This is a genomic window from Kitasatospora sp. NPDC049285 (assembly GCF_040678815.1).
GTDB lineage: Bacteria > Actinomycetota > Actinomycetes > Streptomycetales > Streptomycetaceae > Kitasatospora.
The window spans coordinates 1-25937 of record NZ_JBFAQR010000068.1 but is presented as its reverse complement, the minus strand read 5'-3'; the positions used below and the strand labels follow the sequence as shown (position 1 = coordinate 25937).

General features: G+C 72.3%; 24 protein-coding genes. 15 read left to right on the top strand and 9 right to left on the bottom strand.

Annotated features, from left to right (window positions below; all coding sequences use genetic code 11):
- The first annotated feature begins 183 nt into the window (after positions 1–183).
- Positions 184–1287, top strand: coding sequence for a DUF2637 domain-containing protein (locus AB0K51_RS29865; protein WP_363460504.1), 1104 nt, complete (start codon positions 184–186; stop codon positions 1285–1287).
- 80 nt (positions 1288–1367) lie between these two features.
- On the opposite strand, the gene AB0K51_RS29860 is transcribed toward AB0K51_RS29865, so the two are convergent.
- From AB0K51_RS29860 to AB0K51_RS29840, 5 genes are all read right to left on the bottom strand, one after another.
- Positions 1368–2456 (bottom strand): DUF475 domain-containing protein, encoded by a 1089-nt coding sequence (locus AB0K51_RS29860; protein WP_363460502.1) that lies wholly within the window; start codon positions 2454–2456, stop codon positions 1368–1370.
- Between the two features lie 60 nt (positions 2457–2516).
- On the bottom strand, positions 2517–3092 hold the full coding sequence (locus AB0K51_RS29855) for a TerD family protein (protein WP_363460500.1): 576 nt from the start codon (positions 3090–3092) through the stop codon (positions 2517–2519).
- 388 nt (positions 3093–3480) lie between these two features.
- Entirely contained in the window at positions 3481–4056 is a 576-nt protein-coding gene (locus AB0K51_RS29850; protein WP_363460498.1) for a TerD family protein, read from the bottom strand.
- A gap of 135 nt (positions 4057–4191) precedes the next feature.
- Complete coding sequence (locus tag AB0K51_RS29845; protein ID WP_363460496.1) at positions 4192–4650, bottom strand: peroxiredoxin; 459 nt, start codon at positions 4648–4650, stop codon at positions 4192–4194.
- Positions 4651–4871: 221 nt separating this feature from the next.
- Positions 4872–5309 carry a DUF3052 domain-containing protein gene (locus tag AB0K51_RS29840; protein ID WP_363460494.1) on the bottom strand — a complete coding sequence of 146 codons (438 nt, stop codon included), beginning with the start codon at positions 5307–5309 and terminating at the stop codon, positions 4872–4874.
- 459 nt (positions 5310–5768) lie between these two features.
- Here AB0K51_RS29840 and aceE point away from each other — a divergent pair, with 459 nt between their 5' ends.
- Positions 5769–8519: a pyruvate dehydrogenase (acetyl-transferring), homodimeric type gene (aceE, locus tag AB0K51_RS29835; RefSeq protein WP_363460492.1), complete on the top strand. Its 2751-nt coding sequence runs from the start codon at positions 5769–5771 to the stop codon at positions 8517–8519.
- Positions 8520–8632: 113 nt separating this feature from the next.
- Here the strand turns inward: aceE and AB0K51_RS29830 are convergent, their stop codons facing one another.
- Complete coding sequence (locus tag AB0K51_RS29830; RefSeq protein WP_363460490.1) at positions 8633–10201, bottom strand: MFS transporter; 1569 nt, start codon at positions 10199–10201, stop codon at positions 8633–8635.
- A gap of 134 nt (positions 10202–10335) precedes the next feature.
- Between AB0K51_RS29830 and AB0K51_RS29825 the strand changes: the two genes are divergently transcribed.
- The 7 genes from AB0K51_RS29825 (at position 10336) to AB0K51_RS29795 (ending at position 17359) form a co-directional block, all read left to right on the top strand.
- Positions 10336–10998, top strand: a complete 663-nt coding sequence (locus AB0K51_RS29825) for a TetR family transcriptional regulator (RefSeq protein ID WP_363460488.1) — start codon at positions 10336–10338, stop codon at positions 10996–10998.
- Positions 10999–11098: 100 nt separating this feature from the next.
- Positions 11099–12400, top strand: a complete 1302-nt coding sequence (locus tag AB0K51_RS29820; protein ID WP_363460486.1) for a sensor histidine kinase — start codon at positions 11099–11101, stop codon at positions 12398–12400.
- Positions 12397–13074: a response regulator transcription factor gene (locus tag AB0K51_RS29815; RefSeq protein WP_363460484.1), complete on the top strand. Its 678-nt coding sequence runs from the start codon at positions 12397–12399 to the stop codon at positions 13072–13074. The genes AB0K51_RS29820 and AB0K51_RS29815 overlap by 4 nt, the downstream gene beginning before the upstream one ends.
- 120 nt (positions 13075–13194) lie before the next feature.
- Positions 13195–14397: an alpha/beta hydrolase gene (locus tag AB0K51_RS29810; protein ID WP_363460482.1), complete on the top strand. Its 1203-nt coding sequence runs from the start codon at positions 13195–13197 to the stop codon at positions 14395–14397.
- A gap of 40 nt (positions 14398–14437) precedes the next feature.
- On the top strand, positions 14438–15646 hold the full coding sequence (locus AB0K51_RS29805) for an acyltransferase (protein WP_363460480.1): 1209 nt from the start codon (positions 14438–14440) through the stop codon (positions 15644–15646).
- A 30-nt stretch (positions 15647–15676) separates the two neighbouring features.
- Positions 15677–16024: an MmcQ/YjbR family DNA-binding protein gene (locus tag AB0K51_RS29800; protein ID WP_363460478.1), complete on the top strand. Its 348-nt coding sequence runs from the start codon at positions 15677–15679 to the stop codon at positions 16022–16024.
- Positions 16025–16168: 144 nt separating this feature from the next.
- On the top strand, positions 16169–17359 hold the full coding sequence (locus tag AB0K51_RS29795) for an alpha/beta hydrolase (protein ID WP_363460476.1): 1191 nt from the start codon (positions 16169–16171) through the stop codon (positions 17357–17359).
- A 22-nt stretch (positions 17360–17381) separates the two neighbouring features.
- Here the strand turns inward: AB0K51_RS29795 and AB0K51_RS29790 are convergent, their stop codons facing one another.
- Both AB0K51_RS29790 and AB0K51_RS29785 read right to left on the bottom strand, forming a co-directional pair.
- Positions 17382–18392 (bottom strand): aldo/keto reductase, encoded by a 1011-nt coding sequence (locus AB0K51_RS29790; protein WP_363460474.1) that lies wholly within the window; start codon positions 18390–18392, stop codon positions 17382–17384.
- Complete coding sequence (locus AB0K51_RS29785) at positions 18389–18853, bottom strand: MerR family transcriptional regulator (RefSeq protein ID WP_363460472.1); 465 nt, start codon at positions 18851–18853, stop codon at positions 18389–18391. Before AB0K51_RS29785 ends, AB0K51_RS29790 begins: the two co-directional genes overlap by 4 nt.
- A gap of 106 nt (positions 18854–18959) precedes the next feature.
- On the opposite strand from AB0K51_RS29785, the gene AB0K51_RS29780 reads away from it, so the two are divergent.
- Complete coding sequence (locus AB0K51_RS29780) at positions 18960–19790, top strand: serine hydrolase domain-containing protein (RefSeq protein WP_363460470.1); 831 nt, start codon at positions 18960–18962, stop codon at positions 19788–19790.
- 22 nt (positions 19791–19812) lie between these two features.
- Here AB0K51_RS29780 and AB0K51_RS29775 read toward each other — a convergent pair whose 3' ends face one another.
- Entirely contained in the window at positions 19813–20643 is an 831-nt protein-coding gene (locus tag AB0K51_RS29775) for a pirin family protein (RefSeq protein ID WP_363460468.1), read from the bottom strand.
- A gap of 250 nt (positions 20644–20893) precedes the next feature.
- On the opposite strand from AB0K51_RS29775, the gene AB0K51_RS29770 reads away from it, so the two are divergent.
- The 5 genes from AB0K51_RS29770 to fabF all read left to right on the top strand — a co-directional run bounded on the left by AB0K51_RS29770 (position 20894) and on the right by fabF (position 25848).
- Entirely contained in the window at positions 20894–22090 is a 1197-nt protein-coding gene (locus tag AB0K51_RS29770) for a helix-turn-helix domain-containing protein (RefSeq protein ID WP_363460520.1), read from the top strand.
- Between the two features lie 90 nt (positions 22091–22180).
- Positions 22181–23119: an ACP S-malonyltransferase gene (locus tag AB0K51_RS29765; protein ID WP_363460466.1), complete on the top strand. Its 939-nt coding sequence runs from the start codon at positions 22181–22183 to the stop codon at positions 23117–23119.
- On the top strand, positions 23116–24153 hold the full coding sequence (locus AB0K51_RS29760) for a beta-ketoacyl-ACP synthase III (protein ID WP_363460464.1): 1038 nt from the start codon (positions 23116–23118) through the stop codon (positions 24151–24153). The genes AB0K51_RS29765 and AB0K51_RS29760 overlap by 4 nt, the downstream gene beginning before the upstream one ends.
- A gap of 80 nt (positions 24154–24233) precedes the next feature.
- Positions 24234–24476: an acyl carrier protein gene (locus tag AB0K51_RS29755; RefSeq protein ID WP_363460462.1), complete on the top strand. Its 243-nt coding sequence runs from the start codon at positions 24234–24236 to the stop codon at positions 24474–24476.
- Between the two features lie 103 nt (positions 24477–24579).
- On the top strand, positions 24580–25848 hold the full coding sequence (fabF, locus tag AB0K51_RS29750) for a beta-ketoacyl-ACP synthase II (protein WP_363460460.1): 1269 nt from the start codon (positions 24580–24582) through the stop codon (positions 25846–25848).
- Positions 25849–25937 lie beyond the last annotated feature (89 nt).

Below are 25937 nucleotides of genomic sequence, written 5' to 3'. Positions count from 1 at the left end.
CATCCAATACCCACCCGGAACCGCCTGAGTCAACGTCAACCCCTCGGCGAGTCCGGCTGGCAGAGGGATCATCACTCCCGTACGATGCCCGGTCCTCGGACGCGATATCGTCTCTCCGCACAGGTGTCCCGTGCGTCACCCCTTACTTCCCCTGCCCTGCGGAAAGCCGAGGCCCTCCCCGCGATGAACCTCTCCTCCATACAGCTGGTCTGGGCCGTGGTCGGCGGTGCAGCCCTGCTGTTCACGGCCATCCTGGTGGCCTTCCTGCGCTTCAAGAACAACAAGGTCGACGAGTCCGGCGACTCGTGGGAGCGCTCCGAGGAGCGCCGCCGCCGCAAGGAGGCGATCTACGGCGGCGCCTCGTACGTGCTGCTGTTCTGCTGCGCGGGCGTGGCCGCGGCGCTCTCCTTCAAGGGCCTGGTCGGCTTCGGCGAGCAGAACCTGAACCTGTCCGGCGGCTGGGAGTACCTGGTGCCGTTCGGCCTGGACGGCGCGGCCATGTTCTGCTCCGTCCTCGCCGTCCGCGAGGCCAGCCACGGTGACGCCGCGCTCGGCTCCCGCCTGCTGGTGTGGACCTTCGCCCTCGCCTCGGCCTGGTTCAACTGGGTGCACGCCCCGCGCGGCGGCGTCCACGACGGCGCCCCGCAGTTCTTCGCCGGCATGTCGATCTCGGCGGCCGTGCTGTTCGACCGGGCGCTCAAGCAGACCCGCCGCGCCGCGCTCCGCGAGCAGGGCCTGATCCCCCGTCCGCTGCCGCAGATCCGCGTGGTCCGCTGGCTGCGCGCCCCCCGCGAGACCTACGCCGCCTGGTCGCTGATGCTGCTGGAGAACGTCCGCAGCCTGGACGAGGCGGTCGAGGAGGTGCGCGAGGAGCGCCAGGCCAAGCTGGACGCCAAGGTGCGCGCCCGCAGCGCGGACCGCCGCGAGCGGGCCGAGCTCAAGGCCCTCTCCCGCGCCGGCGGCGGCGTCCTCGCCCGGGCCCGGCACGCCCGTCAGGTCCCGGCGCTGGCGGCGGCGGGTGACGCTTCGTCCGCCACGGAGCCTGCCCTAGCCCCCGAGGAGACCACCCTCGAGCGGGTCAGCGCCTCCAACCTGGAGCCCGCCGCCCTCAACGCCGGCCGCCGCCCCCGCGCGGCCGTGGAGTCCACCTCCAGCAGCAGCTACTCCTCTTCGAGCAGCAGCTACTCGTCCTCCATCGACCTGACCACCGACGAGGACACCCTCTCGATGCCGAAGCTCGACTCGCTGGAGCGCAAGCTCCGCGCCATCGAGCAGCAGCTCGGCTGACCGTCCCGCACCACGCAGAAGCCGCGCCCGGCAGGGGAGTTCCCCCGCCGGGCGCGGCTTCCGGTTTCCGCGTCCGGCCGCTAGGCCACCGGCGTCGGTTCCTCTTCCAACGCCTGGTTCCTGCGGTTGCGCACCATCGAGGAGGCCAGCGCCGCCCCGATGAACGCGACGCCGATCAGGCCGGTGACGATCTCCGGCACGTGGTACTTGATCGAGGTCAGCAGGATCAGCGCCAGCGCGCCGATCGCGTAGTGCGCGCCGTGCTCCAGGTACACGTAGTCGTCCAGGGTGCCCTTGCGGACCAGGAAGACGGTCAGCGAGCGGATGTACATCGCGCCGATGCCGAGGCCCAGGGTGATCTGGAAGATGTCCTGCGAGATGGCGAACGCGCCGACCACGCCGTCGAAGGAGAACGACGCGTCGAGGACCTCCAGGTAGATGAAGAGGAAGAACGCGGCCTTGCCGCCGACCTGGACGATCGACTTGCCGGTGCGCTCGGCCTCCTCCTCGGCCTCCTGCTGCTCCTCCAGCCCGGACTCGAACACCTCGGACAGGCCGTTGACGGCCAGGTAGGTGGCGAGGCCGCAGATGCCGGCCAGCAGCACCGTCTCGGCGCGGTCACCGGCGAAGAACCGGGAGGCCAGGGCGAGCAGCACCAGGGCGATCACCGAGGAGAGGGCGTCCAGCCGGCCGATCTTCTCCAGCGGCTTCTCCAGCCAGCGCAGCCAGTTGAAGTCCTTCTCCTCGAAGATGAAGTCGAGGAAGATCATCAGCAGGAAGATGCCACCGAAGGCCGCGATGGCCGGGTTGGCCAGCTCCAGGTACTGCGCGTAGGTGTGGCCGTCGTAGGTCTTGCTGGAGTCCAGCGCCAGCTCGATCACGGTCGCCGGGTTGAGGTGGGCGGTGAGGCCGACCACCAGCAGCGGGAAGATCAGCCGCATGCCGAAGACCGCGATCAGCACGCCGACCGTCAGGAAGATCTTCTGCCAGAAGGCGTTCATCCGCTTCAGGACGGTGGCGTTGACGACGGCGTTGTCGAAGGAGAGGGAGATCTCGAGGATCGAGAGGATCAGGACGACGCCGAATCCTTCGGCCCCCCAGATCAGGCCGGCGGCGATCAGGCCGGCGATCGTGATGGCGAAGGACCATCCGAATGTGCGGAGGAACACGGAGTCAGTTACCTTTCGGAATACCGGAATTGACCGATTGAGGGGCGTCGGCGCGGGCGCCTACTGGACGTTGACGCCGAAGTCGAGCACGATGCCGCGCAGGCCGGAGGCGTAGCCCTGGCCGACCGCGCGGAACTTCCACTCGCCCTGGTAGCGGTAGAGCTCACCGAAGATCATCGCCGTCTCGCCGGAGGCGTCCTCGGAGAGGTCGTAGCGGGCGATCTCGCTGCCGTCGGTGAGGTTGACCACGCGGATGTAGGCGTTGGAGACCTGGCCGAAGTTCTGCAGCCGGGCGTCCGCGTCGTAGATGGAGACCGCGAACACCACCTTGTCGACCTGCACCGGCACCAGGTCGAGGTTGACCTGCACCACCTCGTCGTCGCCGTCACCGTCGCCGGTGAGGTTGTCGCCCTGGTGCTCGACCGAACCCTCGGGGCTGCGCAGGTTGTTGTAGAACACGAAGTACTCGTCGCCGAGGACCCGCCCGCCCGCGCACAGCAGCGCGCTGGCGTCCAGGTCGAACGGCGCGCCGGTGGTGGACCGGGCGTCCCAGCCGAGGCCGATCTGAACCTGGGTCAGGTTCGGCGCGGCCTTGGTCAGCGAGACGTTTCCGCCCTTGGCGAGGGTGACGGACATGGACTTCCTCCCAGCTCCCGTCTCCGGGGCTCCCGGGGTGTGGCGGTCTGCTCCCGCCGGCCCGTCCGGGAGGGTCGGGCCGGTGGTGGTCGCCCGGCGGGCGCACCCCAAGACATCTACGCCCCCGAGCGGCCGTGCAGTGCTGCACACCCGACTGAACTTCCTGAACTCCGCGGTTCCCCGGCCCGGTCGGCGTCCCCGACGGGCCTCGTGCCGCTCCGGGCCCGGTGCGCGGATCATGGCCGAATCTATCAAGAAGCCCAGGCCGCACCGCGGGCGGCGGGTTCGGGCGCACAACGCCACCGGGCCGGGTCCGCGAACGGACCCGGCCCGGTGGGCTGTTGGCGCGGGATCAGGCGTCGATCCCGGTGACGTGCGGGACGTCGGATCAGACGTTGACCCCGAAGTCCTGGGCGATGCCGCGCAGGCCGGAGGCGTAGCCCTGGCCGATGGCGCGGAACTTCCACTCGGCGCCGTTGCGGTACAGCTCGCCGAAGACCATCGCGGTCTCGGTGGAGGCGTCCTCGGAGAGGTCGTAGCGGGCGATCTCGGCGCCGCCGGCCTGGTTCACCACGCGGATGAAGGCGTTGCGGACCTGGCCGAAGTTCTGCTGCCGGTTCTCCGCGTCGTAGATGGAGACCGGGAAGACGATCTTGGCGATCTCGGCCGGCACGTTCGCCAGGTGGACCTTGATCTGCTCGTCGTCGCCCTCGCCCTCGCCGGTGAGGTTGTCGCCGGTGTGCTCGACCGAGCCGTCGGCGCTCTTCAGGTTGTTGAAGAAGATGAAGTCCGCGTCCGAGCGGACCTTGCCCTGGTCGGTGCAGAGCAGCGCACTGGCGTCGAGGTCGAAGTCCGTGCCGGTGGTGGTGCGGATGTCCCACCCGAGGCCGACGACCACGGCGGTCAGGCCGGGCGCCTCCTTGGTGAGGGAGACATTGCCGCCCTTGCTCAGGCTGACACCCACGTGATCCTCCAAGATTCGGGTTCCCGATCCGTCAACGGCCTGATCGTAGTGCCGGGTTCCCGCCACCGGGAGTGACTCGGCCCGGCGCGCCCGGGAATTCCGGGCGGCCGGGCCGGTGGCGCGGTCCGGTGCGGCTCAGAGCGCGCCGAGGGCGGTCAGGTACTCGCGGGTGTCGCGGGCGTCCGGCAGGCCGTTGACGACGCTCCAGCGGACCACGCCCTCCTTGTCGATCACGAAGGTGCCGCGGACCGCGCAGCCCTTCTCCTCGTTGAAGACGCCGTAGGCGCGGGAGACCTCGCCGTGCGGCCAGAAGTCCGACAGCAGCGGGTACTCCAGGCCCTCCTGGTCGGCGAAGACCCGCAGGGTGAACGGCGAGTCGTTGGAGACCGCGAGCACCTGCACCTCGTCGTTCTGCAGGCGCGGCAGCTCCTTCTGGATCTCGCAGACCTCGCCGGTGCAGACCCCGGTGAAGGCGAACGGGTAGAAGACCAGGACGACGTTCTTCTCGCCGCGGTAGTCGGAGAGCTTCACCGACTCGCCGTGCTGGTTCTTCAGCTCGAAGTCCGGGGCCTGGGCGCCGATCTCGATCGTCATGAGGGAACCTTCCTACCTTCAACGAATTGTGCGGGCAGGGGCATCCTCGCATCCGGGACCCCCCGTTCGGCCGTTCGGGTGAGCCGTTCCGGCCGTTCGGGGGGCGGTTTCGCCCTGGGTGAACACGGTGGCGGTACGAGCGCACAGCACCCCCGGGAACGCGAACGGGCCCCGCTGGAGGAAGCTCCAGCGGGGCCCGTCGGAAGGCGGCGGGGCGGGCGTCAGCGCTTGCCGGTCTTCGAGGCCTTCGGGGTTGCCAGCCGGGTGCCGGCCCACTCCTTGGCGATCGCCACCGAGCTGGTCTGGGAGAGCCCGGCGGTCTTGGCGGCGTCGGCGATCTCGTGCGCCTCGACGTGCCCGTCACGGCCGGTCTTCGGCGTGAGCAGCCAGATCAGGCCGCCCTCCGCAAGGTACTCCAGGGCGTCGACCAGGGCGTCGGTGAGATCCCCGTCCTCGTCGCGGTGCCACAGCAGGACGCCGTCGGCGACGTCGTCGTAGTCCTCGTCGACGAGTTCGGAACCAGTGATGTCCTCGATGCCCTCGCGGAGCTCCTGGTCACTGTCTTCGTCGTACCCGAGCTCCTGGATGATCTGGCCCTGTTCGAAGCCCAGACGAAGCGCCGGGTTGGACTTGTCCGCGGGGTCCGCGGTCGCGCTCACGGGAATAACCTCCAGTATTCGGCTCGGCATCCATGCCGAGGCTGTGGCCGTAGTCCACACGGGAGCGGCGGTTCGCGCAAGTACCCGACCCCCGATCCCACCCAAAGGTTGACGTGACGTACGGCGACACGCCGCCCCTTGTGTCGGTAATCACACCCGTTTGTCCATATCCGTACGGGACCAGGATGCTTCGTCGCCCGCCTTCGCGCTTGCCGTACGCATGCCCGAGATGCGAACGGCATTCGGGCTACTCGAGGGTCCGGGCGTAGAGTCTCCTGTTGGCCCTCATCCCGGTCGGCCGCCATCGTCCGCCCGGGGTCCCAGGTCGGACCACCTCCTGACCGTGCCGCCCACCAGGCGGAACGGTTACCGATCGGTAGAGATGACGGATCTCCGAACGCGGTAGCACGATGGAGGCGGCGCGACAACCTCAGTTTCGACCGACAGTGAAGGAACAGCGTGGCTTCCGGATCCGATCGCAACCCGATCATCATTGGCGGCCTCCCGAGCCAGGTCCCGGACTTCGATCCGGAGGAGACCGCGGAGTGGCTGGAGTCGCTTGACGCTGCCATCGACGAGCGCGGGCGCGAGCGCGCCCGTTACCTCATGCTGCGGCTGATCGAGCGCGCCCGTGAGAAGCGTGTCGCCGTGCCCGAGATGCGCAGCACGGACTACGTCAACACCATCGCGACCAAGGACGAGCCGTTCTTCCCCGGCAACGAGGAGATCGAGCGCAAGATCCTGAACGCGACTCGCTGGAACGCGGCCGTTATGGTCTCCCGCGCCCAGCGTCCCGGTATCGGCGTCGGCGGCCACATCGCCACCTTCGCCTCCTCCGCGTCCCTCTACGACGTGGGCTTCAACTACTTCTTCCGTGGCAAGGACGCCGAGGGCGAGTCCGGCGACCAGATCTTCTTCCAGGGCCACGCCTCCCCCGGCATCTACGCCCGCGCCTTCCTCCTGGACCGACTGTCCGAGCAGCAGCTCGACGCCTTCCGCCAGGAGAAGTCGAAGGCCCCGTACGGCCTGTCCAGCTACCCGCACCCGCGGCTGATGCCGGACTTCTGGGAGTTCCCGACCGTCTCGATGGGCCTCGGCCCGCTCGGCGCGATCTACCAGGCCCGGATGAACCGGTACCTCGAGCACCGCGGCATCAAGGACACCTCCGACTCGCACGTGTACGCCTTCCTCGGCGACGGCGAGATGGACGAGCCGGAGTCGCTCGGCCAGCTGTCCCTGGCCGCCCGCGAGGGCCTGGACAACCTGACCTTCGTGGTCAACTGCAACCTGCAGCGCCTGGACGGCCCGGTCCGCGGCAACGGCAAGATCATCCAGGAGCTGGAGTCGCAGTTCCGCGGCGCCGGCTGGAACGTCATCAAGCTGGTCTGGGACCGCTCCTGGGACCCGCTGCTGGCGCAGGACCGCGACGGCATCCTGGTCAACAAGCTGAACACCACGGTGGACGGCCAGTTCCAGACGTACGCCACCGAGTCCGGCGCGTACATCCGCGAGAACTTCTTCGGCGGCGACCTGCGCCTGCGCGCCATGGTCGAGAACATGTCCGACCAGCAGATCCAGCACCTGGGTCGCGGCGGCCACGACCACCGCAAGGTCTACGCGGCGTTCAAGGCGGCCCGCGAGCACAAGGGCCAGCCGACCGTGATCCTCGCCCAGACGGTCAAGGGCTGGACGCTCGGCCCCAACTTCGAGGGCCGCAACGCCACCCACCAGATGAAGAAGCTGACGGTCGAGGACCTGAAGCGCTTCCGCGACCGGCTGCACCTGCCGATCACCGACAAGCAGCTGGACGAGGGCTACCCGCCGTACTACCACCCGGGTCGCAACTCGGAGGAGATCCAGTACATGCACGACCGCCGGCGGGAGCTCGGCGGCTACGTGCCCACCCGCAAGGTGCGTCCGCGCAAGCTCGAACTGCCGGGCGACGACGCGTACAAGGCGGTCAAGAAGGGCTCCGGCAACCAGACCATCGCCACCACCATGGCGTTCGTCCGGCTGCTCAAGGACCTGATGCGCGACAAGGGCATCGGCAACCGCTTCGTGCCGATCGCGCCGGACGAGTACCGCACCTTCGGCATGGACTCGCTGTTCCCGTCCGCCAAGATCTACAACCCGCTCGGCCAGACCTACGAGTCGGTCGACCGCGAGCTGCTGCTGGCGTACAAGGAGTCCCCGACCGGTCAGATGCTGCACGACGGCATCTCCGAGGCCGGCTGCACCGCCTCGCTGATCGCCGCGGGTTCGTCCTACGCGACCCACGGCGAGCCGCTGATCCCGGTGTACGTCTTCTACTCGATGTTCGGGTTCCAGCGCACCGGCGACCAGTTCTGGCAGATGGCCGACCAGCTGGCCCGCGGCTTCGTGCTCGGCGCCACCGCAGGTCGCACCACGCTGACCGGTGAGGGCCTCCAGCACGCCGACGGCCACTCGCACCTGCTGGCCTCCACCAACCCCGGTGTGGTCGCCTACGACCCGGCCTACGGCTACGAGATCGCGCACATCGTCCAGGACGGTCTGCGCCGGATGTACGGCTCCTCCGCCGAGCACCCGCAGGGCGAGGACGTCTTCTACTACATCACCGTCTACAACGAGCCGATCAAGATGCCGGCCGAGCCGGAGGGCGTCGACGCCGAGGGCATCGTCAAGGGCCTCTACAAGCTCAAGGACGGCACCGCGGGCCAGATCCCGGCGCAGCTGCTCGCCTCCGGCGTGGCCGTGCCGTGGGCGCTGGAGGCCCAGCGGCTCCTCGCCGAGGAGTGGAACGTCAAGGCGGACGTCTGGTCGGCGACCTCCTGGAACGAGCTGCGCCGTGACGCGGTCGCGGCGGAGGAGTTCAACCTGCTCCACCCCGAGGAGCCGCAGCGCGTCCCGTACGTGACCACCAAGCTCTCCGGTGCGGAGGGTCCGTTCGTCGCCGTCTCCGACTGGATGCGCGCGGTGCCGGACCAGATCTCCCGCTGGGTGCCCGGTCAGTACCAGTCGCTCGGTGCCGACGGCTTCGGCTTCGCCGACACCCGCGGCGCGGCCCGGCGCTTCTTCCACATCGACGCCCAGTCGGTCGTCCTGGCCACCCTCACCGAGCTGGCCAAGCAGGGCAAGATCGACCGCAGCGTGCTGAAGGCGGCCATCGACCGCTACCAGCTCCTCGACGTGGCCGCCGCCGACCCGGGCCACGCGGGCGGCGACGCCTAAGCGCTAGCCCAGCCAGGGGCGCGGGGAACTGCGCGAGCAACCCTGACAGACGGAAAGATCCGCCCGAGGAACAGAACCCCTGTCCTCGGGCGGATCTTTGCGTCGAGCGGGCGTCAGATGTGCACGGCCGGGCCGGCGTCGTTCGCACCGCGCTTGGTGAACAGGCCGAGGCCCGCCGCCGCGAGGGCGACGATCGCGGCGACCGTGAAGGCGACGCCCATGCCGCTGACGAAGGACGAGTGCACCGCGTCGGCCACCTGCGCGCCGGTGTTCGGCGGGGCGATGCCCAACTGCGCGGCCTGCTTGAGCTGTTCGCCCTGCTCGCCGGCGGGGAGCGGGGCCCCGGTCGCGGCGGCCCACTTGTCGGGGAGCACCGAGGTGACCTTGGAGGCCATCACCGCGCCGAGGACCGCGGTGCCGAGGCTGCCGCCGACCTGCATGGCAGCCTGCTGGAGGCCGCCCGCGACGCCGGAGAGCTCCAGCGGGGCGTTGCCGACGATGACCTCGGTGGCGCCGACCATGACCGGGCTGAGGCCGAGGCCCATCAGCACGAACCAGAGCGCCATGACGCCGCCGCCGGAGTCGACGTCCAGGGTGGACATGCCGAGCATCGCGGCGGTGGTGAAGAGCATGCCGCCGACGATCGGGATGCGCGGGCCGACCTTGCCGATCAGGTAGCCGGAGACCGGCGCGCCGACGATCATCATGCCGGTCATCGGGAGCAGGTGGACGCCGGCGTCGACCGGCGACATGCCGTGCACGTTCTGCAGGTAGAAGGTGACGAAGAAGACGCCACCGAAGAACGCGAAGGCCATCAGCACCATCAGCAGGGTGCCGGCCGAGAGCGGCACCGAGCGGAACAGGGCGAGCGGGATCAGCGGCTCCTTCGCGCGGGTCTGCCACAGCGCGAAGACCACCAGGGCGAGCACCGCGCCGCCGAGGAAGAGCAGCGTGGCGGGGTCGCCCCAGCCCCACGCCGGGGCCTTGATGATGCCCCAGACCAGCATGAACATCGCGCCGGAGAGCAGCACGATGCCGGGGATGTCGAAGGACTTGGCGGCGTTCTCGGCGCGCACGTCCTTGAGGATCACCAGGCCGAGGACGAGCGCGATCAGGCCGACCGGGATGTTGATGAAGAACACCGACTGCCAGCTGACGTGCTCGACCAGCAGGCCGCCGACGATCGGTCCGGCCGCGGTGGAGGCGCCGATGACGCCGCCCCAGATGCCGATCGCCATGTTGAGCTTGTCGGCGGGGAAGGCCCCGCGCAGCAGGCCGAGCGCGGCGGGCTGGAGCAGGGCGCCGAAGAGGCCCTGGAGCACCCGGAAGAAGATCACCTGCTGGATCGAGCCGGCGAAGCCGATGGCCGCGGAGGTGGCGGCGAAGCCGACCGCGCCGATCAGGAAGGTGTTGCGGTGGCCGAACCGGTCACCGATCTTGCCTGCGGTGATCAGGAAGACCGCGAGGGCCAGCAGGTAGCCGCTGGTCACCCACTGGATGTCGGCGGGCGAGGCGTGGAGATCTTCCTGGATGACCGGGTTGGCGATGGCGACGACGGTGCCGTCGAGCGCCACCATCATCACGCCCACCGCGACGGTGAGGAGCGTCAGCCAGGGGTGCCCCCGCAGGCTGCTGCGGGCCGGCGGATCGGCCTGCGTCTTGTCGAGTACGGACTGGCTCATGCGGATCGGGCCTTCCCCGTGGAGTGGTGGTGCGGCTGGACGGCAGCGCCCCGAACATTATGTCAGTCGCTGACAATCGACAAACGGTGACTCGTGTCACCTCGTGCCAACTGTCAGAGCGCTATCGTGGAGCCATGGCCACCCCCACCACCGCCGAGGAGCAGCCGGTCGGCCTGCGCGAGCGGAAGAAGCAGCGCACCCGGGACTCCCTGGTCGGCGCCGCCCACCGGCTTTTCCTGAAGCAGGGCTACGGACAGACCACGGTGGACGAGATCGCCGCCGAGGTGGAGGTCTCCCAGCGCACCTTCTTCCGGTACTTCGCCAACAAGGAGGAGGTCGCCCTCGCGGTGCTCGCCGACGCCGAGGAGCAGTTCCTCGGCCGGCTGCGCGCCCGGCCCGCCGGGGAGAACCCGCTCCAGGCGATGCGCGGCGCCCTCAACGAGGTCTGGCGAACCCTCGACCAGGGCGGGCCGGGCCAGGGCGGCAACGTCAACGCGGCGCTGGAGCTGTTCGAGCTGATCGAGTCCACCCCGACGCTGCTCGCCGCCCACCTGCGGCACTCCATCCAGCAGGAGGCGGAGATCGCCCGGGTGCTGGCCGACCGCGAGGGACTGGACCCGGAACTCGACCTGCGCCCCCGGCTGCTGGCCGCGGTCTTCGGCACCGTGGTGCGGATCTCACACCTGTCGTACGCCGCCAACCCGGACGCCCACGGCCCCTGCACCGACGGGATGCTCGCCCTGATCGAGCGTCACTTCGACCAGCTGGGACCGGCCCTGGCCGGCTCCTGGCGCTGACCCGGGACCCCGCGGAGCCCGGGGTGGCACCACGGTATGACGCGGCGGCCGCTACCCGGGTATGAGGACACCGGCCCGGCCCCGCTCTACCCTCGGGCCCGTGAGCATCTGGAACGACTTCCTCCGCGCCCTGACCGAGCCCGCCCCGGACCACCGGCCGCTGATGTCCGGCGCACGGCGGCGCTGGGTGCGGGCGGCGCCGTACGGCGTGGTGCTGGCCATGGTCGGGGCGCTGCTGCCGACCGGCATCGTGCTGCTGATGCGCGTCTACGGGCTGGGCGGATCGCTCGCCACCGCGCTCGCCGTCGTGCAGGCCGGGGCGCTGGCCCTGGCGCTGACCAGGCCGCTGCTGGCCTGGCAGCTGGTCGCCCCGTCGGTGGTGGTCGGCGCGGTCGCCACCTACGGCTCGGCGAGCGAGGAGAGCTGGCCCTGGCCGGTCACCACGCTGCTCGCCTACCTGTTCCTGATGGTCTTCCTGGGGCTGCGCGAGCGCGGCCGCACCCTGCTGGCCGTCTGGGTGGTCACCTTCCTCGGCTCCAGCCTGAGTTGGACCGCCTTCAACGAGCACTTCGACGGCTCCTCGGTGGTGGTCACCGCGCTGTCCGGGGTGATCCTGCTGCTCGGCTGGCTGCTGCGCGGACGCGGCGAGGCACGGCGTCTGCTCGCCGAGCAGGAGCAGATCTCCGAGGCCGAGCGCGCCCGCCGGACGCTGCTGGAGGAGCGGGCCCGGATCGCCCGCGAGCTGCACGACGTGGTCGCCCACCACATGTCGGTGATCGCCGTGCAGGCCGACAGCGCCCCGTACCGGATCGAGGGCCTGCCGGAGCCCGCGGTCGCCGAGTTCGGCCAGATCGCCGCCGCCGCCCGCGGCTCGCTCGCCGAGATGCGGCGCCTGCTCGGGGTGCTGCGGGCCGCCGAGACCGAGGCCGACAAGGCCCCGCAGCCGGGGCTCGCGGATCTGCCCAAGCTGCTGGCCACCGTCGCCCAGGCCGGGGTCCGGGGCGAGCTGACGGTCGATCAGGAGGTCGCCGCGCTGGAGCCGGTGCCGGAGGCGGTCGCGCTCTCCGCCTACCGGATCGTCCAGGAGGCGCTGGCCAACGTGGTCCGCCACGCCCCCGGCGCCGCCGCCCGGGTCCGGCTGTCCGCCGCCGACGGCGCGCTCGCCGTCGGCGTGGTCAACGACCCGCCGCCCGGCCGGGGCGCCGCCGTGGAGGCCGCCGGCTCCACCGGGCAGGGCCTGGTCGGCATGCGCGAGCGGGTGCGGCTGCTCTCCGGCGACCTGGAGACCGGGCCCACCCCGGAGGGCGGCTACCGGGTCCACGCCGTGCTGCCGCTCGGCGACCCCGCGTCGGGCATGCTGGTGGCATCCGCTGACGACGTCTCAGGAGAGAGCCCTTCATGACCATCCGTGTCCTCATCGTCGACGACCAGGCGATGGTCCGCGCCGGATTCGCCGCGCTGCTCGGCGCGCAGAGCGACATCGACGTGGTCGGCGACGCCGCCGACGGCCGCCAGGCGATCGAGGTCAGCGGGCGCACCCACCCCGACGTCGTGCTGATGGACGTCCGGATGCCCGAGATGGACGGCCTGGAGGCCGCCCGCCGGCTGCTCGACCCCCCACCGGGCGTGGTGCACCGGCCGCGGGTCCTGATGCTCACCACCTTCGACGTCGACGACTACGTCTACGAGGCGCTGCGGGCCGGCGCGTCCGGCTTCCTGCTGAAGGACGCCCCGCCGGCCGACCTGATCGCCGCCGTCCGCGTGGTCGCCGCCGGCGACGCCCTGCTCGCGCCCTCGGTCACCCGCCGCCTGATCGAGGACTTCGCCCGCAACCGGCCCGCGCCGCGCCGCGATCCGCGGCTGCGGCTCAACGGCCTCACCCCGCGCGAGACCGAGGTCCTCGAACTCATCGCCCGCGGCCTGTCCAACCAGGAGATCGCCGCGCAGCTGGTCCTCGCCGAGCAGACCGTCAAGACCCACATCGGCCGGATCCTCGGCAAGCTCGACCTCCGCGACCGCGCCCAGGCCGTCGTCCTCGCCTACGAGTCGGGCCTGGTCCAGCCGGGCGCGCGGTAGTCCCACCCGGTGGGCCAGGTAGCCCCCCGGTATGACGCCGCGGTTGGCTCCGCGGTGTGACGCCCCGTCGGGTGTCGTCTTCCTACCTTCCTCTCCGTTGCCGAAGGAGAGGAAGAAGCGATGGTCTCGCGTCTGCGTCGCACGATGGTCGCCGCCGCACTGGTGGCGACCGCCGTACTGGGGGTCGGTTCGTGGGCGTCGGCGGACGCCCAGACACCGCTGACCGGGCCCCCGCCGGGCACCGCCGCGTGGGTCGCGGACACCGTGCTCGGCGTGCCGCTGCCGGACCCGGGGAAGGCCTCGCCCGCCGAGGTCGCGGCGTTCTTCGCCGATCTCCCGCTCGCCCGGCAGCGGGCGCTGGCCGTGCGGCACCCGCAGGTGGTCGGCAACCTGGACGGCGCGCCGCTGCCGCTGCGCTACCAGGCCAACAGCCTCGCCCTCGCCGAGGAGCGGGCCCGGGAGGACGCCCGGGCCGCCGACCCCGCGCTGCCGGACCGCGACCGCCAGGCGGCGGCCGCCCGCGCCGAGCGCTACGCCTCGCTCACCGGCCGGCAGCTGCTCGCCTTCGACCCGCGCGGGCGCGGCCAGGTCGCCGAGGTCTTCGGCGACCTGACGAAGGATCAGCGGGCCGCCGTACTGGTGCCCGGCTCCGATGTCGACTTGTCGAGCTATGACCGCGCGTCGGACGGCTACACCACCCTCGCCGGGATGGCGAAGGCCCTGCGCGCCGAGAGCGGCGACCGGGTCGCCGTGGTGGCGTGGGCCGGCTACACCACCCCGCTCGGCCTCGGCGTGGACGTCGCCCGGGAGGACCTGGCCCGGGCCGGCGCGGTCCGCCTGGACCGGATGCTGGCGGGCCTGACCCCGGCGACCGGGCCGGTCACGCTGTTCTGCCACAGCTACGGGTCGGTGGTCTGCGGCCAGGCCGGACCCGACCCCGCGCAGGTGTCCGCGCTGGTGGTGTACGGCTCGCCGGGCCTCGGCACCGACCGGGCCGACCGGCTGCGGGTGCCGGTGTGGGCGGTGCAGCGCAACGCCGAGGACTGGATCTCCGACGTGCCGAACGTGTCGCTGTTCGGCTTCGGCCACGGCACCGACCCGACCTCCGCCGGCTTCCACGCCCACCCGGTCCCGTCCACCGGCTCGCACGGCCACAGCGGCTACTTCGCCCCGGGCAGCGCCTCACTGACCGCCTTCGCCCGCCTCGCCCTGACCGGCACCACCGACGTCTCCGGCCCCACCCCCGACGCCGGTACGCCCGGCGCCACCGACGTCTCCGGTCCCACTCCCGACGCCGGTACGCCCGGCGCCACCGCGGCCTGACGGCCCGTCACCCCCGCTTCCACGGAACAGGAGTACCGCCATGCTGCCCGCAACCCTGCGCCGCGCCGCCGCCGCGGTGGACGGCAAGACCCCCGCCGGCCGCGACCGCGCCCTGGACGGACTGCGCGCCCTCGCCCTGCTCTCGGTGCCGGTCGGGCACTGGATGCTCGGCGGGTTCACGCTCTCCGGCGGGGCGCTGCACAACGCCAGCCCACTGGCGGCACTGCCGTCCATGGCGCCGCTCAGCTGGGTGCTGCAGATGCTGGGCGTGTTCTTCCTGGTCGGCGGCCGGGCCTCGGCGCTGTCGCTGCGGCGGGCCGCCGAGCGCGGCACGGACACCCGCGCGTGGCTGCGCGGCCGGGTGCTGCGGCTGGCGCGGCCGGTGCTCGGGGTGGCCGCGGTGTGGGCGGCGCTGATCCCGGTGCTGCGCGGGCTCGGCGTCCCGGCGGACAGCGTGCGCACCGGGGCGGTGCTGATGGTGCAGCCGCTCTGGTACATCGCGATGTACCTGGTGCTGACCGCGCTCACCCCGCTCTGCGTCCGGCTCGGGCGGCGGCTGCGCGGCTGGGGCGCGGCGGCGCTGATGGCCGTGGTCGCGGTGGTCGACCTGCTGCGGTACGGGCCGTGGGCGTCGTCGATGCCGGGCTGGCTGAGCCTGCTGAACCTGCTGCCGGGCTGGCTGTTCGCCTACCAGGTGGGCGTGGACTGGGCGCACGGGCGGATCTCCCGGGCCGGGGCGAAGCTGCTGGCGTTCGGCGGGGCGGCGCTGTTCGCGGTGCTGCTGCTGGTCTTCCACTACCCGGCCAGCATGGTCGGGGTGCCGGGCGCGGCGCGGACCAACTCGCACCCGCCGTCCCTGCTGGTGCTGGCGCTGGCCTCGGTGCAGGGCGGCGCGGCGATGCTGCTGAAGGACCGGCTGGGCCGGCTGCTGCGCCGTCCGCTGCTGTGGCTGCCGGTGGTGGCGGTGAACCTGGGCGCGATGACGATCTTCTGCTGGCACCAGACCGCGATGTTCCTGACCGCGCTGGCCGGTGCGCGGTTCGGCGCGCTGCCCGGGCTGACCACCGCGCCCGACTCGGCGGGCTGGGCGCTGCTGCGACTGCTGTGGCTGCCGGTGTTCGGCGCGGTACTGGCGCTGATCGCCCGCCACGCCCGCCGGTTCGACGCGCCGTGGCCCTCGCGGACCTGGCGCGCGGTGGCCGGGGCCGGGGCGGCGCTGTTCGCGGTGTACGCGCTGGGCGCGGTCTGACGGTCAGTCGGGCTCGCTACGCTGGCGCCCATGGCGACCTTCGACGAGCTGACCGCGGTGGCGCTGGCGCTGCCGCAGACCCACCAGGAGATCACCTGGGAGCAGGTCACCCTGCGCCTCGGCCGGAAGATCTTCGCGATGGGCCACCCGGAGTCCGGCGCCGCCTCGGTGAAGGCCCGCCCCGAGGAGCAGGCCGAACTGATCGCCGCCGCACCCCAGGTGTACTCGATCGCCCCGTACACCGGCCGGTTCGGCTGGGTGCGGGTGGAGCTGGCCCGGGTGGACGCCGAGGAGCTCCGGGAGCTGGTCACCGAGGCCTGGCGGAGCACCGCGCCGAAGCGGCTGCTGAAGGACTTCGACCAGGGGCGGCGTGCGTAGCGTCCGGGGGAATGTGACGCGGAACACGGTTTGATCCCTGCCGGGCGCCCCGGGCGGCCTCTACCCTGGCTGACTAGTAGTTGGCAGTCGCAGCACCGTCGGGCCCGGCCCGCTGTCCCGCACCGGCCCGAGGGAGATGACGCCATGCAGCGCAGGCGGGTCAAGCGCATCCTGATCGGCGTCTTCGCGGGCTGCGCCGCCCTGGTGGACGCGGGCGCCGCCGCCGCGCAGGCCGCCGCCTCGAACGAGCAGCTGCTGATCACCACCCCGCCCGCGGGCAGCACCGCGTGGGTCGCCGACCAGTCCTTCGGGCACGCGCTGCCGGACCCGGCCACCGCCGACCCGGCCGCGGTGGCGGCGTTCTTCGCGGCGCTGAAGCCCGCCGAGCTGGAACGGCTGATCACCGAGTACCCGCTGGTGGTCGGCAACCTGGACGGCGCCCCGCTGCAGGTCCGCTACCGCGCCAACCGGGTGGCCATCGCCGCCGAGCGCGACCGCGCCCGCCTGCGCGCCGCCGACCACACCCTGGACGCCACCGCCCGCGCGCTGGCCACCTCCCGCGCCAACGACTCCGAGCACCTGCTCGCCGACGGCCGGCAGATCCTCGCCTTCGACCCCCGCGGCCGCGGCCTGGTCTCCGAGGTGTACGGCGACCTCGCCACCGCCGACCGGGTCTCCGTGCTGGTGCCCGGCTCGGACGCCGACCTCGCCCACTTCGACCAGACCGTCGACCCGCTGCGCTCCCCCGCCGGCATGGGCCGCGCCCTGTACGCCGAGGAGCACGCGCAGTCCCCCGGCGCCCGGACCGCGGTGATCGCCTGGACGGGCTACGTCACCCCGCAGGGCCTCGGCCCGGACGCGGTGACCTCCCGGCTCGCCGAGGCCGCCGCGCCCCGGCTGGAGCGGCTGCTCGCCGGACTGAAGCAGGTCGGCCACCCGCAGACCCCGCCGGCGCTGCTCTGCCACTCCTACGGCTCGGTGGTCTGCGGCACCGTCGCACCGCACCTGCACGAGGCGCAGCCCACCGACCTGGTGGTGTTCGGCAGCCCCGGCATGGGCGTCGGCTCGGCCGCCGAACTCGGCACCGGCGTCCAGGTCTGGGCGGCCCGCAACTCCTCCGACTGGATCGGCAACGTGCCCTACCTGGAGGTCGGGGGCCTCGGTCACGGGGCCGACCCGACCACCCAGGCGTTCGGCGCGATGGCGATCTCCTCGACCGGCGCCAACGGCCACAACGGCTACCTGGTCCAGGGCACCGCCAGCCGGCACAACTTCGCCGCCATCGCGCTCGGCCGCTACGGGGACGTCACCGGCCCCGCCGAGCAGGAGAACTGACCGGCCGCCAGGTGACCCGCGGTCAGACCTCGCGGGCGTCCGCGGTGGCGCTCATGTCGGCGTAGCGGTCGCCCGCCACCAGACCGCCGATCCGGTCGAGCTCGACCAGCTCGGCCGCGGTCAGCTTCAGCGCCGTCGCCGCGGTGTTCTCCGCCAGCCGGGTGCGCTTGCGGGTGCCCGGGATCGGCACCACGGCCAGCCCGTGCACCTCGGCCCGCTGCTGCACCCAGGCCAGCGCGACCTGGGCCGCCGTCACCCCGCGGTCCGCCGCGATCTTCCGGATCGGCTCGACCAGCGCCGCGTTGCCGTCCGCGTTCGGCCCGGTGAACTGCGGCAGGTAGCGCCGGTAGTCGCCCTCGGACAGCTGCTCGGCGGAGCTGAACGCGCCGGTCAGGAAGCCCCGGCCGAGCGGCGAGTAGGGCACCAGCGCCACGCCGAGCTCGGCCGCGGCGGGCACCGCGCTGCGCTCGACGCCGCGGGCGAACAGCGACCACTCGGACTGCAGCGCGGTGATCGGGTGCACCGCGTGCGCCTCGCGCAGCTCCGCGCCGGTGACCTCGGACAGGCCCAGGTAGCGCACCTTGCCGGCCTCGACCAGCTCGGCCATCGCGCCCACCGACTCGGCCAGCGGCACCTTCGGGTCGCGCCGGTGCATGTAGTAGAGGTCGATCACGTCGATACCCAGTCGGCGCAGCGAGGCGTCCACTGCGCGGCGGATGTACGCCGGGTCGTTGTTGACGCCGCGGTACGACGGGTCGTCGGCGCGGCGCTCGATCGCGAACTTGGTGGCCAGCACCACCCGGTCGCGGTTGGCCCGGACGAACGGGCCGACCAGTTCCTCGTTGGCACCCGAGCCGTAGACGTCGGCGGTGTCGAACAGCGTCACCCCGCGCTCCAGCGCCGCGTCCAGGGTGGCCAGCGCCTCCTCGGTGTCGGTCGGGCCGTAGAACTCGCTCATCCCCATGCAGCCCAGGCCCTGCACGCCCACGACCGGGCCGTCGGTGCCGAGCCGGGTGGTCTCGATGCTGCTCATGCGCTCTTCCTGTCGTTGAGGGGTTCCAGCTGTGCTTCCTCGTCGCCGGTGCGGGCGGACAGTTGCTCGGGCCGGCAGACCACCGGCACCTCGTCCGGCGCGCCGTAGATCTCGATCTTCAGGTCGATCACGGCGAGCGTCGCGTGCAGGTCCGCCAGCCGCTGCCGGACCTCCTCGCGGTGGGCCACCAGCAGTTCCTGCCGCTCCCGGCGGGTGCCGTCCCCGGCCCGGACCAGTTCCACGTACCGCACCATGTCGGCCACCGGCATCCCGGTCAGCCGAAGCTTCGTCAGGAACGCCAGCCTGGCCAGGTCCGCCTCGCTGTAGCGGCGCTGCCCCGCGTAGGAGCGGTCCACCGGGTCCAGCAGGCCGATCCGCTCGTACCAGCGCAGCGTGTGCGCGGACAGGCCGGTGGCCTCGGAGACCTCTCCGATCCCGAACCCTGCGAACGTTTCTGCCACGGCTGACCCCCGGTCTCGGCGACGGTGACGACGCTACTGAGTTAGAGCGCACTCCAAGCAAGCCTGGCACACCGTCGCGCCCCCGCCGTCGTCTAGAGTTCGGGCCATGCAGAGCTTGCGGATGATCGAGGACTGGCCGGTACCGAACGCCGCGGCGGCCGTGGTCGGCGCGGACGGCGCGCTGCTCGGCGCGCACGGCCCGCAGGACCACCTCTTCCCGCTCGCCTCGGTGACCAAGCTGCTCAGCTCGTACGCCGTGCTGGTCGCCGTCGAGGAGGGCGTCTTCGAACTCGACGACCCGGCCGGGCCCGAGGGCTCGACCGTCCGCCACCTGCTCGCCCACACCTCCGGCCTCGCCTTCGACGAGCACCGCGTGATGGCCGCCCCGGGCAACCGCCGGCTCTACTCCAACGCCGGCTTCGACGTCCTCGCCGCCACCCTGGAGCAGGCCTCCGGCATCCCGTTCGCGCAGTACGCCGCGGAGGCGGTCTTCGCGCCGCTGGGCATGCACGCCACCCTGATCAACACCGCCCACCGCGCCCCCGCCGGCGCTGGCGGCCTCTCCACCGCCGCCGACCTGTGCCGCTTCGCCGCGGAACTCCAGGCCCCCAAGCTGCTCGACGCCGCCACCCTGCGGAGCGCGACCCGCGAGGTCGCCTTCCCCGGCACCAGCGGCGTCCTCCCCGGCTTCGGCCACCGCCGCCCCAACGACTGGGGCCTCGGCTTCGAGATCCGCGACCACAAGACCCCGCACTGGACCGGCACCGCCAACTCCCCCGCCACCTTCGGCCACTTCGGCCAGTCCGGCACCTTCCTGTGGGTCGACCCGGACGCCGGCCTCGCCTGCCTCGCCCTCACCGACCGCGACTTCGGCCCGTGGGCCGCCGAGGTGTGGCCGCAGCTCAGCGACGCCGTCCTGGCCGAGGCCGCGGCGTAGGGCGCGTCGTTCGGATCACGCCCTAGCCGTACGACACCTCGCTGTCCATCTGCCACAGCAGCAGTTCCACGCCGTCCTCCCCGGCCACCGGGTCCGCGAACGCCTCGCCGGTGATCCGCACCGAGTCCCCGGCCACCGCCGAGCGGCCGCCGCCCTGCGGCCCGGGCACCGTGCGGTAGCCGACCGCGCCGGACACCACGTGCACGTAGCGGAACGGCGCCTGCGGCAGCGGCGGCAGCGAACGCCAGGCCGACGCCCGGACCAGCCACAGCGCGGCGTCGCTGCGCCGCAGCCGCAGTGCCTCGGCGTCCTCGGCCCGTCCGGAGGCGAGCAGCGTCAGGCCGTCCTCCTCGACCGGCACCTGCCGCAGGCCGAACCCCGGCGCCGCCCCGAACTCGTCGGGCTGCAGCCACATCTGAACGAACGTCACCGGCTCGGCCGAACCGCCGAGGTTGCGCTCCGTATGGGTGATTCCCGAACCGGTGGACTGCACCTGCACCATCCCGGGCCGGACCACACCGGCGTGCCCCGCGTCGTCGCGGTGCGCGAGCGCGCCCCGCACCACCCAGGTGACGATCTCGGTCTCGCTGTGCCGGTGCGCGTCGTAGCCGGCGCCCGGGGCCAGCGTCTCCTCGTTGCAGGCCAGCAGGGCGCCGAAGGAGGTGTTCCTCGGGTCGTAGTGCCCGGCGAAGGAGAAGGCGTGCCGGGCGGTCACGCCTTCGGCGGGTTCGGACAGGTAGCGCTCGGCGGCGCGCCGGTGGTCCGCGCGCCCGCGCTCGCGCCGCACCGGCGCGAAGGAGGGTTCGACCGCTTCGGGGAGGGGGCCGTCGCCCGCCGGGGAATCCACGCTCACCCGCACCACGGTAGCCGGTGTGACCGGGGCCACCGGACACATCCACCCCGGGTGTGCACGAGCACCGCTCCGGGTGAGGCAAGGTAGTGCCGTGCCATCCGCTTCAGCGAAACCCGACAAAGCAGCCGACCGGTCGACCGGCGAGCGCCCGTCCCCCGACCGGGCCGTCGACAAGGGGCCGGAGAAGAAGTCCGCGGCCAAGCGCCCGGCGCCCGCCCGGGCGTCGGCCGGGGTGCCCGCGCGCGGCCGGATGACCGCCGAGGAGCGGCGACTGGCCGCCGACCGGGCGGAGCTGCGGGCGGCCACGCTCAAGCGGCTGGAGAAGTCCGCGGGCAAGCTGGCCACCGCCGCGATCGCCCGGATGGACGACCAACTCGCCTGGTACCGGCGGATGCCGCCCGAGCACCGCTCGTGGATCGGCCTGGTCGCCCAGGCGGGCATCGCCGCGTTCACCGAGTGGTACCGCCACCCGGAGGCCCCGCAGGCGATCTCCACCGACGTGTTCGGCACCGCGCCGCGCGAGCTGACCCGGGCGATCACGCTGCGGCAGACCGTGGAACTGATCCGCACCACCATCGAGGTGATGGAGGAGGCCATCGAGGAGGTGGCCGCCCCCGGCGACGAGGCCGGGATGCGCGAGTCGGTGCTGGTGTACGCCCGGGAGATCGCCTTCGCCACCGCCCAGGTGTACGCGCAGGCCGCCGAGGCGCGCGGCGCGTGGGACGCCCGGCTGGAGGCGCTGGTGGTCAACTCGCTGCTGTCCGGCGACGCCGACGAGGGCGTGCTGTCCCGGGCCGCGGCCCTCGGCTGGGGCCAGCCCAGCCAGGTGCGGGTGGTGATGGGCAGCGCCCCGGACGGCGACAGCGAACTGGTCGTGGAGGCCATCCGGCGGGCCGCCCGGTACGCCAAGCTGCACGTGCTGACCGGGGTGCTGGGGCGCCGCCTGGTGGTGGTGGTCGGCGGCGACAAGGAGCCCGTGCACGCCGCCCGGGCGCTGATCGGACAGTTCGCCCCCGGCCCGGTGGTGGTCGGCCCGACCGTCGGCGACCTGCTCTCGGCGACCCGCTCCGCGCACGCCGCGGCGCAGGGCCTGAAGGCGTGCGCCGCCTGGCCGGACGCGCCGCGCCCGGTGCTCGCCGACGACCTGCTGCCGGAACGGGCACTGGCCGGCGACGAAGTGGCGCGCCGCCAGCTGGTGGAGGAGATCTACACACCCCTGGAGGAAGCCGGCTCGGCACTCCTGGAGACGCTGAGTGTCTACCTGGAGCAGGCGTCCTCGCTGGAAGGGGCCGCCCGGATGCTCTTCGTCCACCCGAACACCGTCCGCTACCGGCTGCGTCGTGTGACAGACGTCACCGGCTATGCTCCGTCCGACGTACGTTCGGCGTTCACCCTGCGCATCGCCCTTGCTCTGGGGCGTCTCGGTTCCGGACCGGACCAGGGCTGAACGAACTGTAGGGAATCCACAAGCCGACGTGCTTTTCTTCGTCATCGTCGCCTACCCGCCCGCGGGCGTCCGGCGAGAGAGGGTTGAACCGTGCTTGTAATCGTCGCCCCTGGACAGGGTGCCCAGACTCCCGGTTTCCTCAACCCCTGGCTCGAACTGGACGGCGTGGCCGACCGGCTGCGCCAGTGGTCCGAGGTGGCCGGCCTCGACCTCGTGCACGCCGGCACCGAGGCGTCCGAGGAGGAGATCAAGGACACCGCCGTCGCCCAGCCGCTGCTGGTCGCCGCGGGCCTGGTGACCGCGGGCGCACTGCTCCCGCAGGGCGTCACGGGCACCGCCGGGGCGGTCGCCGGGCACAGCGTCGGCGAGATCACCGCCGCCGCGCTGGCCGGGGTGCTGTCCGAGCAGGACGCGCTGGCCTTCGTGCGCGAGCGCAGCCTGGGCATGGCCGAGGCCGCCGCCGCCACCGCGACCGGAATGACCGCCGTCCTCGGCGGGGACCCGGAGACGGTGGCCGCGAAGCTGGCCGAACACGGCGTGACCGCGGCCAACAACAACGGCGGCGGCCAGCTCGTCGCGGCGGGCACGCTTGAGCAGCTCGCCGCGCTGAAGGCGGACCCGCCGGCCGGCGCGCGACTGATCCCGCTGAAGGTGGCCGGTGCCTTCCACACCGAGCACATGGCCGCCGGCGTGGAGCGGCTGGCCAAGCTCGCCCCGACCCTGAAGGCCGCCGACCCGCTGGTCACCTACCTGTCGAACAAGGACGGCGAGGTGGTCGGCGACGGTGCCGAGGTGCTGGCCCGCCTGGTGTCGCAGGTGTCCAACCCGGTCCGCTGGGACCTGTGCATGGAGACCCTGCAGCAGCTCGGCGCCACCGCGGTGATCGAGCTGTCGCCGGCCGGCACCCTCACCAACCTGGTCAAGCGAAACGTCAAGGGCGTCGCGACGCTGGCCCTGAAGACCCCCGCCGATCTCGACAAGGCACGCGAGCTCGTGGCCGAGCACGGCGGCCGGGAGAGCACCGCATGAGCATTCAGATCAAGCCGGCCACCGGCGCCCAGTACTCGCGGATCCACGGCGTCGGCGGCTACCGCCCCACCCGGGTCATCCCCAACTCCGAGGTGCTGAACTGGATCGACTCCTCGGACGAGTGGATCCGCACCCGCTCCGGCATCGCCGAGCGCCGCTGGGCGGGCCCGGAGGAGAGCGTCTCCGAGATGTCGGTGCAGGCGGCGGGCAAGGCCATCGCGATGGCCGGGATCACGCCCGAGCAGATCGGCGGCGTGATCGTCGCCACCGTCTCGCACCTGAAGCAGACCCCCGCGATCGCCACCGAGATCGCCCAGCGACTCGGCTGCGGCACCGCCCCCGCGTTCGACATCTCCGCCGCCTGCGCCGGCTTCGGCTACGGCCTGAGCCTGGCGGACGGCATGGTGCGCGGCGGCAGCGCCGGGTACGTGCTGGTGATCGGCGTGGAGCGGCTCAGCGACCTGACCGACGTGACCGACCGCTCGACCGCCTTCATCTTCGGTGACGGCGCCGGCGCGGCCATCGTCGGCCCGTCCGACACCCCCGGCATCGGCAAGGTGATCTGGGGTTCGGACGGTTCGCAGGCCGACGTGATCTCGCAGACCCAGGCCTGGGACACCGCCTTCGCCAAGCCCGACGCCGTCAACGGCGCGGGCGACCCCGAGCAGGGCGCCAAGTGGCCGGCCCTGCGGATGGAGGGCCAGACGGTCTTCCGCTGGGCGGTGTGGGACATGGCGAAGGTCGCCCAGCAGGCGCTGGACGCCGCGGGGATCACCGCCGACCAGCTCGGCGCGTTCATTCCGCACCAGGCCAACATGCGGATCATCGACGCCATGGTCAAGGCACTCGCGCTGCCGGCCTCGCTGCCGGTGGCCCGCGACATCGCCGAGACCGGCAACACCTCCGCCGCCTCCATTCCGCTCGCCATGGAGCGGATGCTGGAGCGCGGCGAGGCCAAGAGCGGAGACCTGGCGCTCATCATCGGCTTCGGGGCCGGTCTGGTCTACGCAGCCGCAGTCGTTACTCTCCCCTAGGCGTTTTTCCCGCCCAGCTCAGATAACCCGCGGCGGTCCGCCGGACCGTTCGCCGTCAACAGTGAAGAGGAGCAGCCGATATGGCTACCCGCGAAGAGGTTCTTGAGGGTCTCGCCGAGATCGTCAACGAGATCGCCGGCATTCCGGTGGAGGACGTCGAGCTCGACAAGTCCTTCACCGACGACCTGGACGTCGACTCGCTGTCCATGGTCGAGGTCGTCGTGGCCGCCGAGGAGCGCTTCGGCGCGAAGATCCCGGACGACGAGGTCAAGAACCTCAAGACCGTCGGCGACGCGGTGGACTTCATCGTCGCGAACGTCTGACCTTCTGTCAGGCTTCCGGTCGGGGCGTGTGCACCGCGCCCCGACCGGCCCCCCCTCCTTACCGGCCTCCGACCTTCCCCCGTTTGTGAGAGAAGAAGAACCAGTGACTGCTGAAAATCGCACCGTGGTCGTCACGGGTATCGGCGCCTTCACGCCGCTGGGCGGCGACGCCGCCTCGTTCTGGGAGGGTCTGCTGGCCGGCCGCTCCGGGGTCGCCGCCCTGACCGAGGAGTGGGCCACCGACCTGCCGGTCCGGATCGCCGCCCGCGTCGCGGTCGAGCCGGGCACCATCCTGCCCCGCCCGGTCGCCCGCAAGCTGGACCGCTCGGCCCAGTTCGCGCTGATCGCCGCCCGCGAGGCGTGGAAGGACGCCGGGTACGAGACCCCGGCCACCGACGAGTCCTCGAAGCTCGCCCCCGAGCGCCTGGGCGCGGTCATCGCCTCCGGCATCGGCGGCGTCACCACCCTGCTCGACCAGTACGACGTGCTCAAGGAGCAGGGCGTCCGCAAGGTCTCCCCGCACACCGTGCCGATGCTGATGCCCAACTCCCCGGCCGCCAACGTCGGCCTGGAGGTCGGCGCACGCGCCGGCGTGCACACCCCCGTCTCCGCCTGCGCCTCCGGCGCCGAGGCGATCGGCTACGCGATCGAGATGATCCGCACCGGCCGCGCCGACGTGGTCGTGGCCGGCGGCACCGAGGCCGCGGTCCACCCGCTGCCGATCGTCGCCTTCTCCAACATGATGGCGATGTCCAAGAACAACGAGGACCCGGAGCACGCCTCCCGCCCGTACGACAAGGCCCGCGACGGCTTCGTCCTCGGCGAGGGCGCGGGCGTCGTCGTCCTGGAGTCCGCCGAGCACGCGGCCGCCCGCGGCGCCCGGGTCTACTGCGAGGCCGTCGGCCAGGGCCTGTCCTCGGACGCCCACCACATCGCCCAGCCCGAGCCGACCGGCGCCGGCGTGGCCCGCGCCATCGACGACCTGTTCGCCCGCAACGACATCGACCGGTCCGAGGTGGTGCACGTCAACGCGCACGCCACCTCGACCCCGCAGGGCGACACCGCGGAGATCAAGGCGCTGCGCCGCACCCTCGGCGAGCACCTCGACCACGTGGCCATCTCCGCCACCAAGTCGATGACCGGCCACCTGCTCGGCGGCGCCGGCGGCATCGAGACCGTCGCCACCGTCCTCGCCCTGCACCACCGGCTGGCCCCGCCGACCATCAACGTGGTCGACGTGGACGACGACATCGACGCCGACATCGTCCGCGACGAGCCCCGCAAGCTCCCGGTCGACGGCCGCATCGCCGCCCTGAACAACTCCTTCGGCTTCGGCGGCCACAACGTGGTGCTGGCCTTCCGCAGCGTCTGACGGCTGCCGCGCGCAACCCGGAAGGGGCGCGAGGCACCGACCGGACCGGCCGGGCACTCCTACTGAGTGTCCCGACCGGTCCGGTCGGT